Here is a 13,924-nt window from a genome sequence, read left to right on the forward strand (position 1 = left end):
ATAAGTCAATATATCTGCTGCTGCGCAACAAATTTATCGGCTCATCAGTTCGCCTTGATCAAGTTCCGTGCTGGCCATGCAGACGCTTCAGGATGCCATCGAGCTGATCGAGGCTGGCAAAGCGGATGGTCAGCGTCCCCGCGCCTTTGCGGTTGGCGCTCACTTTCACCGTAGCACCGATCGAATCAGACAGCTCTTCTTCGAGCCGTTCGAGATCGCGGTCCTTCGCCGCTGCCGTCTTGTGCGCAGAAGGATTGAGTTCGCGCGCCACGCGGCGTTCGGTCTCGCGCACCGACCAGCCCTTGTCCGCCGCCTCGGCGGCCAGTCGCCCCTGCTCGCTTTTCGGCGCCGCGAGGATGGCGCGCGCATGGCCCATTTCGATGTCGCCGGCCATCAGGAGATCCTGCGCCGGCTTGGCGAGCTGCAGGAGGCGCAGCAGATTGGTCGCCGCGGAGCGCGAGCGACCGACGGCCTCGGCCGCCTGCTGGTGCGTCATGCCGAATTCATCGATCAGGCGCTGCAGGCCGGCGGCTTCTTCCAGCGGATTGAGATCCTCACGCTGGATGTTTTCGATCAGCGACATGGCGAGCGCCGCTTCATCCGGAATCTCGCGGATCAACACCGGCACTTCGGTCAGCCCGGCGATCTGCGCGGCGCGCCAGCGGCGTTCGCCGGCGATGATCTCATAGCGTCCGCCGGCGATGGGGCGCACCGAGATCGGCTGGATGAGTCCCTGCGCCTTGATCGAGGCGGCCAACTCTTCCAGCGAGCCCGGGTCCATGCGGGTGCGCGGCTGATATTTGCCCGGCTGCAGCTCGCCGATCGGCAGCGTCGCTTGGCGCTGGCGTGCATCGTTCGTACCGGTGTCTTCGTTGCCCGCCAGCAGCGCCTCGAGCCCACGGCCCAGCCCCTTCTTGCGTTGGATCATGCTCTTTGCTCCTTCTCCCAAACGCCGACGCGCTCGATCATTTCGCGCGCAAAACTCTGATAGGCCTGCGCCCCCTTGGCGTGCTTGTCGAACAACACCCCGGGGATGCCATAACTGGGCGCCTCGGCAAGCCGAACGTTGCGCGGCACCAGCGTCCTGAACACCTTGTCGCCGAAATGCGCTTCGAGCTGTTGCGATACCTGGTTGGCGAGCGTCGAACGCGGATCGAACATCACGCGCAACAAGCCGATGATTCTGAGCTCGCGGTTCAGATTGCGATGCACCTGCTTGATGGTATTGACCAGATCGGAAAGCCCCTCCAGCGCATAGTATTCGCATTGCATCGGAATGATGACGCCATGAGCAGCGCACAGGCCGTTCAGCGTCAGCATCGACAACGAAGGCGGGCAATCGATCAGCACGAAGTCATATTCGTTGGCATGGCGCGCCAGCTGATCGCGCAGGCGCTGTTCGCGGCGCTCGAGGTCGACCAGCTCGACTTCCGCACCGGCCAGATCGCGGTTGGCCGGCAAGACGTCGAAATGCCCGCTCGGCGAGCGCGCCCGCGCCTCGGCGAGGGAAGCCAGGCCGAGCAGCATTTGATAGACGGAGACGCGCAGCGTGCGCTTGTCGATGCCGCTGCCCATCGTGGCATTGCCTTGCGGATCGAGATCGACCAGCAGCGTGCGCTGGCCGGCCTGAGCCAATGCCGCCGCCAGGTTGACCGCCGTCGTGGTCTTCCCTACCCCGCCTTTCTGGTTGGCGATCGCGAAAATGTGCATGCTCACTTTTCCCTTTCCAGTAGCAAGAGGCAGCGCTCGGCCTTCAAACCGGGAACGTGCAGACCATGGCAGGCACTCACGCGCCAGCCGGCCGGCAGGGCGGCGATTTCCTCGGCAGGATACGCGCCTTTCATTGCCCATAACCGGTCCGCAAGATGGCCGGCCAAGGCGACGAACTCGGCCAGCGAAGCGAAGGCCCGCGAGATCACGGCATCGAATCTCTCCTGCCAATCTTCGACACGCCCGCAGTGAATGCTCACATTGGACAAGCCCAATTCGATTTTCGCCTGCCTTTGAAACGCCGCTTTTTTCTCCACGGCCTCGATCGATGCCACCCGCCAGTCGGGCCGAGCGATCGCCAGCACCAGGCCGGGCAGGCCCGCCCCGCTGCCGACGTCTGCTAGTGTGGCGTGCCGTCCTGCCAGCGCCGACTCTTGCAGAATCGGCAACACCGCGAGCGAGTCGAGCAGATGGTGCGTCACCATCGCCTCGGGCTCGCGGATCGCGGTCAGGTTATAGACCTTGTTCCATTTCGCCAGCAGGGCGAGATAGGCCGACAATTTCTCCTCCGCTCCCGGCGGCAGAGTGAGGCCGAGCGCAGCGATGCCCTCCCCGAGCGTCATCCGCGCAGCCTCTTCAAATGCACCAGCAGCACGGCAATCGCCGCCGGCGTGACGCCCTGGATGCGGCTGGCCTGCCCGACCGTCTGGGGCCGGGCCTGGCTCAGCCGCTGCCGCACCTCGATCGACAGGCCGGTGAGCTGCAGGTAGTCGAGATCGGCCGGGATCGGCAGGTTTTCCTGCGCCGCCATCCTCGCCACATCCTCCTTCTGCCGCTCGATGTAGCCCTGGTACTTGGCCTGGATTTCGACCTGCTCGACGACCTCCGGCGCTTCGACCGGCACACCGGCCCCTGGTAGGCTCATCAGCCGTGCATAGCTCACCTCGGGGCGACGCAGCAGATCGAACAACGAATACTCCCGTTCGATCGGTTTGCCCAGCACCCGCTCGATCTCGTGAGCAGCGACGACGTTTGGATTGATCCAGACGCTCTTCAGCCGCTCGATTTCGGCGGCGACGGCATCACGCTTGCGGTTGAAGGCGTCCCAGCGCGCATCATCGACCAGACCGAGGCGGCGGCCGGTCTCGGTGAGCCGCAGGTCGGCATTGTCCTCGCGCAGGGAGAGGCGATATTCGGCCCGGCTCGTAAACATCCGGTAGGGTTCGGACACCCCGCGCGTGATCAGGTCATCGACGAGCACACCGAGATAGGCTTCGTCGCGGCGCGGCCACCAGCCTTCTTTGTCCAGCGCCTGCAGCGCGGCATTGGCGCCGGCGAGCAGCCCTTGCGCCGCGGCCTCCTCATAGCCGGTGGTGCCGTTGATCTGGCCGGCGAAGAACAGCCCGGTGATCGCTTTCGTCTCCAGTGTCGCCTTCAGGGCGCGCGGATCGAAGTAGTCGTATTCGATCGCATAGCCAGGACGCGTGATGTGCGCCTTTTCCAGGCCGCGGATCGAACGCACCAGTTCGAGCTGGACGTCGAACGGCAGGCTGGTGGAGATCCCCTGCGGATAGTATTCGTGCGTGTCGAGCCCCTCCGGCTCGAGGAACACCTGGTGGCTGTCCTTGCCGGCGAAGCGGTGGATCTTATCCTCGATCGACGGGCAATAGCGCGGCCCGACGCCTTCGATGACCCCGGCGAACATCGGCGAACGGTCGAGATTGGCGCGGATGATCTCGTGGGTGCGGGGATTGGTGTGGGTGATCCAGCAAGGCACCTGACGCGGGTGCAGTTCTGCCTTGCCGAGAAACGAGAACACCGGCGTCGGCACATCGCCTGGCTGTTCCTGCATCACCGAGAAATCGATCGTCTTGCCATCGAGCCGCGGCGGTGTGCCGGTCTTCAGGCGCCCCACCGGCAGGGCAAGCTCGCGCAGACGGGCCGCCAGACTGAGAGAGGGCGGATCGCCAAAACGTCCGGCGCGGTAGCTCTCCAACCCGACATGCACCAACCCGTTCAGGAAGGTGCCAGCAGTCAGCACCACGCTGCGCGTCTCGAAGCGGATGCCGAGACGGGTAACGACGGCGACGGCTCGCTCGCCTTCGAGCACGATGTCGTCGGCGGCCTGCTGGAAGATCGTCAGGTTCGGCTGATTCTCCAGCCGGCGGCGGATCGCCTGCTTGTAGAGCACGCGATCGGCCTGGGCACGGGTGGCGCGCACCGCCGGCCCTTTCGAGGCGTTGAGGATACGGAACTGGATGCCCGCCTCGTCGGTGGCGAGCGCCATCGCCCCGCCCAGGGCATCGACCTCCTTGACGAGATGGCCCTTGCCGATGCCGCCGATCGAGGGATTGCACGACATCGCGCCGAGCGTCTCGATGTTGTGCGTCAACAGCAGCGTGCGGGCACCGATGCGCGCCGCAGCCAGCGCCGCCTCGGTGCCGGCATGGCCGCCGCCGATCACGATGACATCGTAGCGTTCGGGATACTGCATGCAAAAAATCGGCGCTGGCGGGACGGCACGGAACTGGAAAAGGCCGCCATGATACCCCCGAAGCCCGTCGCCGCCCAAATCGTTTCACGTGAAACATGGCGCCAGCGTTTCACGTGAAACATTGAGGTCAATGCTTGCCGCCCAAGCCCAGATAAGCTTCGACCACCTTGGGATCGTCGGCCAAGGTATCGGTGTCGCCTTCCAGGGCCACTTCACCGGTTTCGAGCACGTAGCCGTAATCGGCGACCTGCAGCGCAGCGCGCGCATTCTGCTCGACGAGCAGGATCGCCACGCCAGCATCGCGCAGGTCGGCGATGACGCGGAAGATCTCGCGCACGATCAGCGGGGCCAGACCCAGGCTCGGCTCGTCGAGCATCAACAGCTTCGGCTGTGCCATCAGCGCCCGGCCGACGGCGAGCATCTGACGCTCACCGCCGGAGAGCGTGCCGGCCATCTGCCGATGACGCTCCTTGAGCCGTGGGAAGATGCCATAGACCTTTTCCAGCGTCTGGCGTTCGTCGCGAAAACCCAGGCGACGGCGCATGAAGGCGCCGAGCAGCAGATTGTCTTCGACGCTCATTTCCCCGAACAGCTCGCGCTTTTCCGGCACCAGGGTCATGCCGCGGGAGACCATACGTTCGATGTCGACGTGACCGTTGGCAGGCTCGCCACTGAAAGAGACCTCACCCCGCGTGAAAGGCAGCACGCCCATGATCGCCGACAGCAACGTGGTCTTGCCGGCGCCATTGGGGCCGATCACGGTGACGATCTGGCCCGGGAGCACCCGCAACGAGACATGGTGCAGCGCCTCGACCTTGCCATAAGAGACGCACAGGTCGGTGACGGAAAGGAGCGGTTCTGGGCGCGTGGTATCCATCTCACTCGACTCCGCCCAGATAAGCCTCGATCACCGCCGGGTCATTCTGCACCTCGTGCGGCAAGCCTTCGGCAATCTTTTTGCCGAATTCCATCACCACGACGCGGTCGGCGAGATCCATCACGAACTCCATGTCGTGCTCGACGAGCAGAATGCCCATGCCTTCGGCGCGCAGCTGGCGCAAGAGCTCGGCGAGCGCCTGCTTTTCGAGGAAACGCAGGCCGGCCGCCGGTTCGTCGAGCAGCAGCAGACAGGGATCGGCGGCCAGCGCCCGGGCGATTTCGACGATGCGCTGCTTGCCGAGCGGCAGGCTGCCGGCGGGATGATGGAGATGCTCGGCGAGCCCGACGCGCGCGCACTGGCGCGCCGCTTCGGCCAGCAGCTGGCGCTCCTCGGCGCGTTCCAGATGCAGCATCGCCGCCAACACGCCTCGCCAGCCGCGCAGGTGAGCGCCCAGAGCGACGTTTTCCAGCACCGACATCGCCGGCAGCAGCCGCACGTGTTGGAAGGTGCGGCCCATGCCCATGCGGGCGATGGCGCGCGAGGAGCGGCCCGCCACCTCTGCGCCGAGGAAGCGCACCGCGCCGCTGGTGGGCGGATCGACGCCAGTGATCAGATTGAACAAGGTCGACTTGCCGGCGCCGTTCGGTCCGATCAGCGCCAGGATCTCACCCGCCGCGACGTTCAGGCTCATGCGGTCGTTGGCCACCAGTCCGCCGAATTTCTTCACCGCATCGCTGACTTCGAGCAGCGGCGTGCCAGTCACCGGAACGACGCGGCGCGGCAACGGTGCGGTTTGCACGAAGTCGGCGCTGGCAGGGCGGCACCCATCGTCCGGGAAGAACCGCGCCAGCATCGGCCACAGGCCATCGCGCGCGCGGTGCAGCACGAAGATCATCAGCAGACCGAAGGCGATCACCTCGAAGTTGCCGGTCGCCCCGAATAATTGCGGCAGGATGTCCTGCAGCCACTGCTTGAGGATGGTGATCACCGCGGCGCCGACCAGCGCGCCCCAGACATGCGCGGCGCCGCCGATCACGGCCATGAACAGATACTCGATGCCGATGTGCAAGCCAAACGGCGTCGGATTGAGGAAGCGCTGCAGGTGGGCATAGAGCCAGCCGGACAGACAGGCGAACAGGGCGGCGATCAGGAAAATGACCATCTTGGCGCGACCGGTGTCGACCCCCATCGCCTCGGCCATCAAGGTGCCGCCCTTCAGGGCGCGAATCGCGCGGCCGGCACGCGAATCGAGCAAATTGCGTGTCAGCCAGATCGCCGCGAGCAGCACCGCCCAGATCAGGAAATAGAACTGGCGGCCGTCGCGCAATTCCAGGCCGGCGAGCGAGAGCGCCGGGATGCCGCCGATGCCGGTATGGCCGCCGAGGAATTCGAGATTGCCGAACAGGAAATAGAGCGAAATCCCCCAGGCGAGCGTACCCAGCGGCAGATAATGACCCGACAGGCGCAAGGTCAGCGCGCCGAGGATCAGCGCGAGGAGCGCGGTAAGGAACAGACCGAGCAGCAACCCGCCCCAGGGGTTCGCCAAGGGCAGCAGCCAGCCCGGCAGCGCGGCCGTGGTGGTCAGCCAGGCGGTCGCATAGGCGCCCATGCCGACGAAGGCCGCCTGTCCGAAAGACGTCAGGCCACCGATCCCCGTCAGCAGCACCAGCCCCAGCGCCACCAGCGCATACAGGCCGATGTAATTGAGCAACGTGATGCTGAATTCGGGCAAAACCAGCGGCGCCAGCGCCAGCAGCAGGAGGAAGACGGCAAAGACGAGCCGCGACTTCATTCCTCTTCCTCGATGTGGTGCGTGGTCAGCGAGCGCCACAGCAACACCGGAATGATCAGCGTGAATACGATCACTTCCTTGAAGGCCGACGCCCAGAAGGACGAAAAGGATTCGAGCAGCCCGACCAACACGGCGCCCGCCGCCGCCACCGGGTAACTCGCCAGCCCGCCGATGATGGCGCCGACGAAACCTTTCAGACCGATCAAAAAACCGGTGTCGTAATACACGGTCGTGATCGGCGCGATCAGAATGCCGGAGAGCGCGCCGATCGCCGCCGCCAAAAGGAAAGTCAGCCGGCCGGCGAGCGTGGTCGAAATGCCCATCAGCCGCGCGCCGGCACGATTCACCGCGGTGGCGCGCAAGGCCTTGCCGTAAAGACTCTTTTCGAAAAAGAAATATAGCGCGGCGATCAAGACGAGGCTCGTGCCGATCACCCACAGGCTCTGGCCACTGACGCTCAGTACACCGAGATCGAAGCTGGCCTCGGAAAATGCCTGGGTGCGCGAGCCTTCCGCGCCGAAGAACAGCAGGCCCAACCCGACCAGGGTCAGGTGGAGCGCCACCGAGACGATCAGTAGCACCAGCACCGAGGCTTCCGCGATCGGCTGATAGACCAGTCGATACAGTTGCGGACCGAGCGGCACCACCACGGCAAGGGCGAGCAGCACTTGCAACAGCATCGGCCAATCGCGCGGTGAGCCGCCGAGCAGCAGAGCAGTCATGACAAGTGGATAAACGAGCTGGCCCACCAGCAAGCGCAGAAAACGCCCTCTACCGGCACGCAGGCTGGCTGGCGCATCGACCGCCAGCGACGCCAGGCCAAGGGCGAGCAGCAACCAGAGTGTGCCCGGCGTCTGCCCGCTCTGGATGCCGGCCAAGGTCAGCGCGCCATAGGCGACGAATTCGCCCTGGGGAATGAAGATCACGCGTGTAACGGCGAACACCAGCACCAGCGCCAGCGCCAGCAGCGCGTAGATGGCGCCGGTGACGATGCCGTCCTGGCCGAGTAACAGTGCGATTTGCAGGTCCATTCGCGTGATCAAACAACAAGGGCGCCGGAGCCTTCCGACGCCCTTGGCTTTAAGACAGAGTACTCTACTGGATCAGCTTCCAGTCGCCATTCTCGACTCTGACCATGACGCGTGCGCGCTGGTCGAAGCCCAAGTGGTCGGTCGGCGACATGTTGACGATGCCGTGCGAAACGGTCACGTTCTTCAGCCCCTCGAGCGCATCGCGCAGCGCCGCCTTGAATTCCTTCGTGCCGGGCTTGGCTTTTTTGAGCGCCACCGGCACCGCATTGGCGAGCAGGATGCCGGCATCCCAGGCATGCGCGCCGAAGGTCGAGGTGCTGCCCTTGCCGTGCGCCGCTTCATACCTGCTCACATAGTCGAGCGCCACCTTCTTGATCGGGTTGCTGTCGGGCAGTTGCGCGGCGACCAGCACCGGACCGGCGGGCAGCAGCGTGCCTTCGCAGTCCTTGCCGCAGACGCGCAGGAAATCCTTGTTGGCCACGCCGTGGGTCTGATAGTAGGCACCCTTGTAACCCTTCTCCTTCAGCGTCTTCTGTGGCAGCGCCGCCGGCGTGCCCGAGCCGGCGATCAGCACCGCGTCCGGCTTGGCGGCGATGATCTTCAACACCTGGCCGGTCACCGACGTGTCGTTGCGGTTATAGCGCTCGTTGGCGACGATCTTCAGCTTGCGCGCTTCGGCGATCTTGGCGAATTCGTTGAACCAGCCTTCGCCGTAGGCATCGGCAAAGCCAATGAAAGCCACCGTCTTGATGCCATGACTGGTCATGTGCTCGACGATCGCCGTCGACATCTGGATGTCGTTCTGCGGCGTCTTGAACACCCATTTGACCTTGGGGTTGGCGGTATCGACGATGCGCGCCGAGGCGGCCATCGAGATCATCGGCGTTTCGGCTTCGGCGACGACGTCGATCATCGCCAGCGAATTCGGCGTGATCGTGGAGCCGACGATCACATCCACCTTGTCCTCGGTGATGAGCTTGCGGGTGTTCTTGACGGCCGTGGTGGTGTCCGAAGCATCGTCGAGGACGATGTAATTCACCTTTTCGCCGCCGATCGTGGTCGGCAACATCGCCACCGTGTTCTTTTCCGGAATGCCGAGTGAGGCCGCGGGTCCCGTTGCCGAGACGACGACACCGACATTGATATCGGCCATGGCCGTGCCGGCAAGACCGGCCAAGAGCGCGACGCACAGCGTCTTCAAATTCAACTTCATGGGCTCCTCCCTAAAGTTTTGGTGAAAGGCACTAGAAACAGCGCCAATTTATCATCGCGCCGGCTTCTCGTCCATGAATCCGAAAGGGTTTTCGGAGAAAGTGTCCCAGGCGATCTTGATGATCAGCAGCGAGGTCATGATCAGGAACACGCCGCGCACGAAGCCGCTGCCATGGCGGATCGCCAGCTTGCTGCCCAAGCGTGAGCCGGCGATGTTGCACAGCGCCATGCCGAAACCGAGCGTCCATAGGACATGTCCGGATGGCGCGAAAAGCAGCAAGGCGCCGGCGTTCGTCGCCGCGTTGAGGATCTTTGCGCTCGCCGAAGCGTGCAGGAAATCCATGCCGAAGAGACGCACGAAGGCAAAGATCATGAAGCTGCCGGCCCCAGGACCGAAAAAGCCATCGTAGAAACCGAGCACCGCGCCGACCAATAACGCCGTGGCGAGGAGATGCTCGGCGGCCACCCGGGGTGAGCGCTTGCTTACACCAAAATCCGGTTTCGACCAGGTATAGACCGCGACCGCCAGGAGCAGGACCAGCACCAGCGGGCGCACGACGTCCTTGGGCAGCCAGGCCACCACGGCGGCGCCAAGAAAGGAAAACAGGAAAGCCGCGGCGGCCGCCGGCAGCACCCAGCGCCAGGGCAGCTCCACCGCCCGCAGGTAACGCCGCGCGGCAGAGAGGGTGCCGAAGATCGACGCCAGCTTGTTGGTGCCGAACAGCGTGGCCGGCGCCTCGCGCGGCAAGCCGGCGAATAGTGCCGGCACCTGGATCAGGCCCCCGCCTCCCGCCACCGCATCGACGAAGCCGGCAAAAAACGCTGCGAGCAGCAACGTGAGCCAGAGCGGATCGAATTGGTTCATCGGGGTGCCGTGTTGCCAGCGCCGAGTTTCATCACTTTCCGATGCAGAACCGACCGAAGATCACCCCCAGCAAGTCGTCGGCGGTGAATTCGCCGGTGATGCTCGACAAGGCCTGCTGCGCAAGGCGCAGCTCCTCGGCGGCGAGTTCCAGCTGGCGCAAATGCTCGTGGGCGGCGGTGAGGCGCTCCTCCGCCTCCGCCAGCGCTTCGAGGTGCCGCGCGCGGGCGAGCAGCGCGTCTTCGCCATGGCCACGCCAGCCGGCGATGCGCAGCAGCTCTTCGTGGAGCAGCTCGATGCCAGCGCCCTGCTTTGCCGAAAGCACGATATGAACGATGCCTTTGACGACCTCCCTTTCGGGCGGCCGTTGGGCGAGATCGCACTTGTTTTCGATGACGATGCGCTCGATCCCGGCCGGCAGCCGCGCGATGATCGCCTGATCGGCCGGCGTGATACCGGAACGGGCATCGACGATTTGCAGGATCGCGTCGGCGCGGGCGATTTCCTGCCAGGTGCGTTCGATGCCGATCTTTTCCACCGCATCCTCGGTTTCGCGCAGCCCGGCGGTATCGATGATCGAGACCGGAATGCCTTCGACGAGGATCGTTTCGCGCACCGCATCGCGTGTCGTGCCGGCAATGTCGGTGACGATCGCGCGCTCTTCGCCGGCGAGCCGGTTGAGCAACGAGCTTTTGCCGACATTCGGCAGGCCGGCGAGCACCACGGTGAGGCCCGAACGCAACACGCTGCCTTCACGCGCCCGAGTGCGCAGATGGGCCAGATCGGCGCGCAGCTTTTCGAGCCGTGGCACGATGTCGGTATCACTGAGCGGATCGATCTCCTCGTCGGGAAAGTCGAGCGTGGCTTCGATCAGGCATCTCAACTCGATCAGGCCGTCAGTGAGTGCTCGCACGGCATGGGAGAACTCGCCCGATAGCGACCTCACTGCCGCGCGTGCGGCCTGGCTCGAGGCCGCATCGATCAAATCGGCGATGCCTTCGGCCTGGGCAAGATCGATCTTGTCGTTGAGATAGGCACGCAATGAAAACTCGCCCGGCAAGGCTCGCCGCGCGCCCAGTTCGACGCAGCGGGAAAGCAGGGTATGCATCACCACCGGCCCGCCGTGGCCGTGCAGTTCGAGCACATCCTCGCCGGTAAAGGAATGCGGCGCGGGAAAATAGATCAGCAGGCCTTGGTCGAGCAGACCGCCATCGGCGGCGAGAAAGTCCGCAAGCAGCGCTCGGCGCGGCGCGATGCGCTCGACGGGCTTACCGGTGAGCTGGGAAGCCATCGGCAACAGATCCCGGCCGGAGACCCGCACCACGCCGATGCCACCCCGCCCCGGTGGCGTCGCGATCGCGGCGATCGTGTCAGTGCGCTTTGAGGCCGGCACGCTCGATCATGCGGTTGACCTGCCACTGCTGGGCGATCGACAGGATGTTGTTGACCGTCCAGTAGAGCACCAGGCCGGCCGGGAAGAACAGGAACATGCCGGTGAATACGATCGGCATCCACAGCATGATCTTGGCCTGGATCGGGTCCGGCGGCGTCGGGTTGAGCTTGGTCTGCACGAACATCGAAATGCCCATGATGATCGGCAGGACGTAGTAGGGATCCTTCACCGACAGATCGGTGATCCAGCCCAGCCAAGGCGCGCCGCGCAGCTCGACGGTGCCCAACAGCACCCAGTAGAGCGCGATGAACACGGGGATCTGCACGAGGATCGGCAGACAGCCGCCCAGGGGATTGACTTTCTCGCGCTTGTAGAGCTCCATCATCTCCAGGTTCATGCGCTGCTTGTCGTCGGCGTACATCTCTTTGAGCTTCATCAGCTTCGGCGTCAGCACGCGCATCTTTGCCATCGATTTGTAGCTGGCGGCGGAGAGCGGAAAGAAAATCAGCTTGATCAGCACCGTCAACACGATGATCGCCCAGCCCCAGTTGCCGACCAGCTTGTGAATCCATTGCAGCACCCAGAACAGCGGGGCGGCGATGAAGGTCAGCCAGCCATAATCGACGACCAGATCCAGCCCCGGCGCGATTTTTTCCAGCTTGTCCTGCTCCTGCGGTCCGGCATACAACGGCACCGTCAGCTCGGTTCCGGTGATGGGCACGACGACCCCGGCGGCGTAGAGGTTGCCATCCAGCTTGCGGGTGAAATACTCCCGCGGCCCATTGGCCGGAATCCAGGCCGAGACGAAATAGTGCTGCACCAGCGCCACCCAGCCGTCGTTGGCGGTGGTCGGGTGCTTGCCCTTCTCGCCGAAGGCCTTGAATTCGACCTTCTTGAATTTGTCCTGATCGGTGAAGAACGCCGCGCCGGTAAAGGTGGACGTCGACATCGCGCCGCCCGTCCCTTCCGGCGGCGTATCGTTGCGCACCAGCTGGAAATAGGCATGGGCGCCGGCCGGCGGTTGGGCACCGACGAAGGCATATTGAACGTCGATCAGATAACTGCCGCGCTTGAAGACATAAGTCTTGACGACCTTGCCGCCTCCCTCGATCGGCGCTTCGAGCGCGATTCGCAGCGCCTCTTCGCCGTCCTTGAGTTCCATCGCCTGAGCCGGCAGCGACCAGACGGATTTGTGGTTCGGCAGCCCCGGACCGATCAGGCCCGACTGGGCTGCATAGGCATGGGCCGGGTCGATCAGCACGAAATGCTTGTCCGGTCTGTCATGGGCCTGATGCTTGAGCAATTCCAGACGCACCAGATCCCCTCCCTGCGAGGAAATTTCTGCTTCGACCAGATCGGTGCGCACCTTCATCACCGCAGCCTGCGCCGCCGGAGCGGTGGAGGAAGTCGGCGTTGGCGGGACGGCACTGCCGGAGGCGCTGGGCACACTGCTGGCTGCAGGGACGGCAGAAGCCTGCGGCTGGGTCACGGGCGGCGGCAAATCCTTGCGCTGCCAGGCGTCCCACAGCATCATGCAGGAAAACAAGAAGACCAGCAGCAGAATCAGGCGTTGATTGTCCATGATCGGGGGGAGCTACGACGAAAGAGGAGCGTCATTCTACGGCACCGGATCGTGACCGCCAGGATGCCAGGGATGACAGCGCAGGACGCGACGCAGCGCCAGCCAGGTACCCAACAGGGGGCCGTGCTTTTCGAGTGCCTCGATCGCGTAATGCGAACAGGTCGGATGGAAACGGCAGGAGGGGGGGAAGAAAGGGCTGATCAACAGTTGATAAGCACGTACCAACCAGATCAGCGGCTTGGCCAACAGATTTTTCACTGCGGGCTCCGCTCCCGGACGCCCTCTGCCTGCCTCTTGGCGTCTGACTTGGCGAGTCTGTCGAGCAAGCCCTCGATTTCCGTGCGCCAGACTGATTTTTCGATGGCGGCCACCGGCCGCAGCAAGCGCAGGACGATGTCCAGTGCCGGCAAGCCAGGCCGCTTGAGGCGAAAGGCCTCGCGGGCCTGTCGTTTGATCGCATTGCGCAGGACGGCGCTGCGCGCCTGCTTTTTGGGAAGCACCAGACCCAGGCGCGGGTGCTTCAGAGCGTTTTCCCTGAAATGCAGTGCGAATCGCTCGCCACGCACGACCTGCCGGGCATGGAAAACCGCGGAGAATTCCTGCGGTCTCAGCAGCCGAAAACAGCGGCCGAAGCCAAACCGACCTGGATCGGCAACAAGGCCGCAGCGTTTCAAGCGCGATCAGACGGCCAGACGGTGACGGCCCTTGGCGCGACGGGCGCGCAACACTGCGCGGCCACCGCGAGTGCGAGAACGAACGAGAAAGCCATGCGTGCGCTTGCGGCGAACCACGGAGGGTTGGTAGGTACGTTTCATGTCGGCATCCTTGGCTGAAAAAAAGCCCTGTATTACAGCTTGTTGAAGATCATCTTGTCAAGGACTTCGCACTGCTGGGCACTTTCCGGCGCTTACAGGGTTGTGGATAACCCTGCGCGAATTGTTTAGAATCGACGGCGGAAGGGTGAAAGT

General features: G+C 64.1%; 14 protein-coding genes. All 14 read right to left on the bottom strand.

Features of this window, described 5'->3' with window-relative positions:
- Window positions 1-58 precede the first annotated feature (58 nt).
- Window positions 59-928, bottom strand: coding sequence for a ParB/RepB/Spo0J family partition protein (locus M52SOB_RS13785; RefSeq protein ID WP_131112346.1), 870 nt, complete (start codon window positions 926-928; stop codon window positions 59-61).
- Window positions 925-1,710, bottom strand: a complete 786-nt coding sequence (locus tag M52SOB_RS13790; RefSeq protein ID WP_131112347.1) for a ParA family protein — start codon at window positions 1,708-1,710, stop codon at window positions 925-927. The genes M52SOB_RS13785 and M52SOB_RS13790 overlap by 4 nt, the downstream gene beginning before the upstream one ends.
- Window positions 1,711-1,712: 2 nt before the next feature.
- Window positions 1,713-2,333 carry a 16S rRNA (guanine(527)-N(7))-methyltransferase RsmG gene (gene rsmG / locus M52SOB_RS13795; RefSeq protein ID WP_131112348.1) on the bottom strand — a complete coding sequence of 207 codons (621 nt, stop codon included), beginning with the start codon at window positions 2,331-2,333 and terminating at the stop codon, window positions 1,713-1,715.
- Entirely contained in the window at window positions 2,330-4,204 is a 1,875-nt protein-coding gene (gene mnmG / locus M52SOB_RS13800) for a tRNA uridine-5-carboxymethylaminomethyl(34) synthesis enzyme MnmG (RefSeq protein WP_131112349.1), read from the bottom strand. Before mnmG ends, rsmG begins: the two co-directional genes overlap by 4 nt.
- Window positions 4,205-4,331: 127 nt before the next feature.
- Window positions 4,332-5,081: an ABC transporter ATP-binding protein gene (locus M52SOB_RS13805; RefSeq protein WP_131112350.1), complete on the bottom strand. Its 750-nt coding sequence runs from the start codon at window positions 5,079-5,081 to the stop codon at window positions 4,332-4,334.
- A gap of 1 nt (window position 5,082) precedes the next feature.
- Window positions 5,083-6,876, bottom strand: a complete 1,794-nt coding sequence (locus M52SOB_RS13810) for a branched-chain amino acid ABC transporter ATP-binding protein/permease (protein ID WP_131112351.1) — start codon at window positions 6,874-6,876, stop codon at window positions 5,083-5,085.
- Entirely contained in the window at window positions 6,873-7,907 is a 1,035-nt protein-coding gene (locus M52SOB_RS13815) for a branched-chain amino acid ABC transporter permease (RefSeq protein WP_131112352.1), read from the bottom strand. The genes M52SOB_RS13810 and M52SOB_RS13815 overlap by 4 nt, the downstream gene beginning before the upstream one ends.
- Before the next feature lie 64 nt (window positions 7,908-7,971).
- Window positions 7,972-9,120 carry an ABC transporter substrate-binding protein gene (locus M52SOB_RS13820; protein WP_131112353.1) on the bottom strand — a complete coding sequence of 383 codons (1,149 nt, stop codon included), beginning with the start codon at window positions 9,118-9,120 and terminating at the stop codon, window positions 7,972-7,974.
- A gap of 51 nt (window positions 9,121-9,171) precedes the next feature.
- Window positions 9,172-9,984 (bottom strand): sulfite exporter TauE/SafE family protein, encoded by an 813-nt coding sequence (locus M52SOB_RS13825; RefSeq protein ID WP_131112354.1) that lies wholly within the window; start codon window positions 9,982-9,984, stop codon window positions 9,172-9,174.
- A 31-nt stretch (window positions 9,985-10,015) separates the two neighbouring features.
- Complete coding sequence (gene mnmE / locus M52SOB_RS13830; protein WP_131112355.1) at window positions 10,016-11,374, bottom strand: tRNA uridine-5-carboxymethylaminomethyl(34) synthesis GTPase MnmE; 1,359 nt, start codon at window positions 11,372-11,374, stop codon at window positions 10,016-10,018.
- Window positions 11,352-12,956, bottom strand: coding sequence for a membrane protein insertase YidC (gene yidC / locus M52SOB_RS13835; RefSeq protein WP_131112356.1), 1,605 nt, complete (start codon window positions 12,954-12,956; stop codon window positions 11,352-11,354). Before yidC ends, mnmE begins: the two co-directional genes overlap by 23 nt.
- A 36-nt stretch (window positions 12,957-12,992) precedes the next feature.
- Window positions 12,993-13,214, bottom strand: coding sequence for a membrane protein insertion efficiency factor YidD (gene yidD, locus M52SOB_RS13840; RefSeq protein ID WP_131112357.1), 222 nt, complete (start codon window positions 13,212-13,214; stop codon window positions 12,993-12,995).
- Window positions 13,211-13,630: a ribonuclease P protein component gene (gene rnpA / locus M52SOB_RS13845; protein WP_131112358.1), complete on the bottom strand. Its 420-nt coding sequence runs from the start codon at window positions 13,628-13,630 to the stop codon at window positions 13,211-13,213. Before rnpA ends, yidD begins: the two co-directional genes overlap by 4 nt.
- A gap of 6 nt (window positions 13,631-13,636) precedes the next feature.
- Complete coding sequence (rpmH, locus tag M52SOB_RS13850) at window positions 13,637-13,771, bottom strand: 50S ribosomal protein L34 (protein WP_126447540.1); 135 nt, start codon at window positions 13,769-13,771, stop codon at window positions 13,637-13,639.
- Window positions 13,772-13,924: the final 153 nt, after the last annotated feature.

Origin of the sequence: Sulfuricystis thermophila, from assembly GCF_004323595.1 — a bacterium.
Classification (GTDB): domain Bacteria; phylum Pseudomonadota; class Gammaproteobacteria; order Burkholderiales; family Rhodocyclaceae; genus Sulfuricystis; species Sulfuricystis thermophila.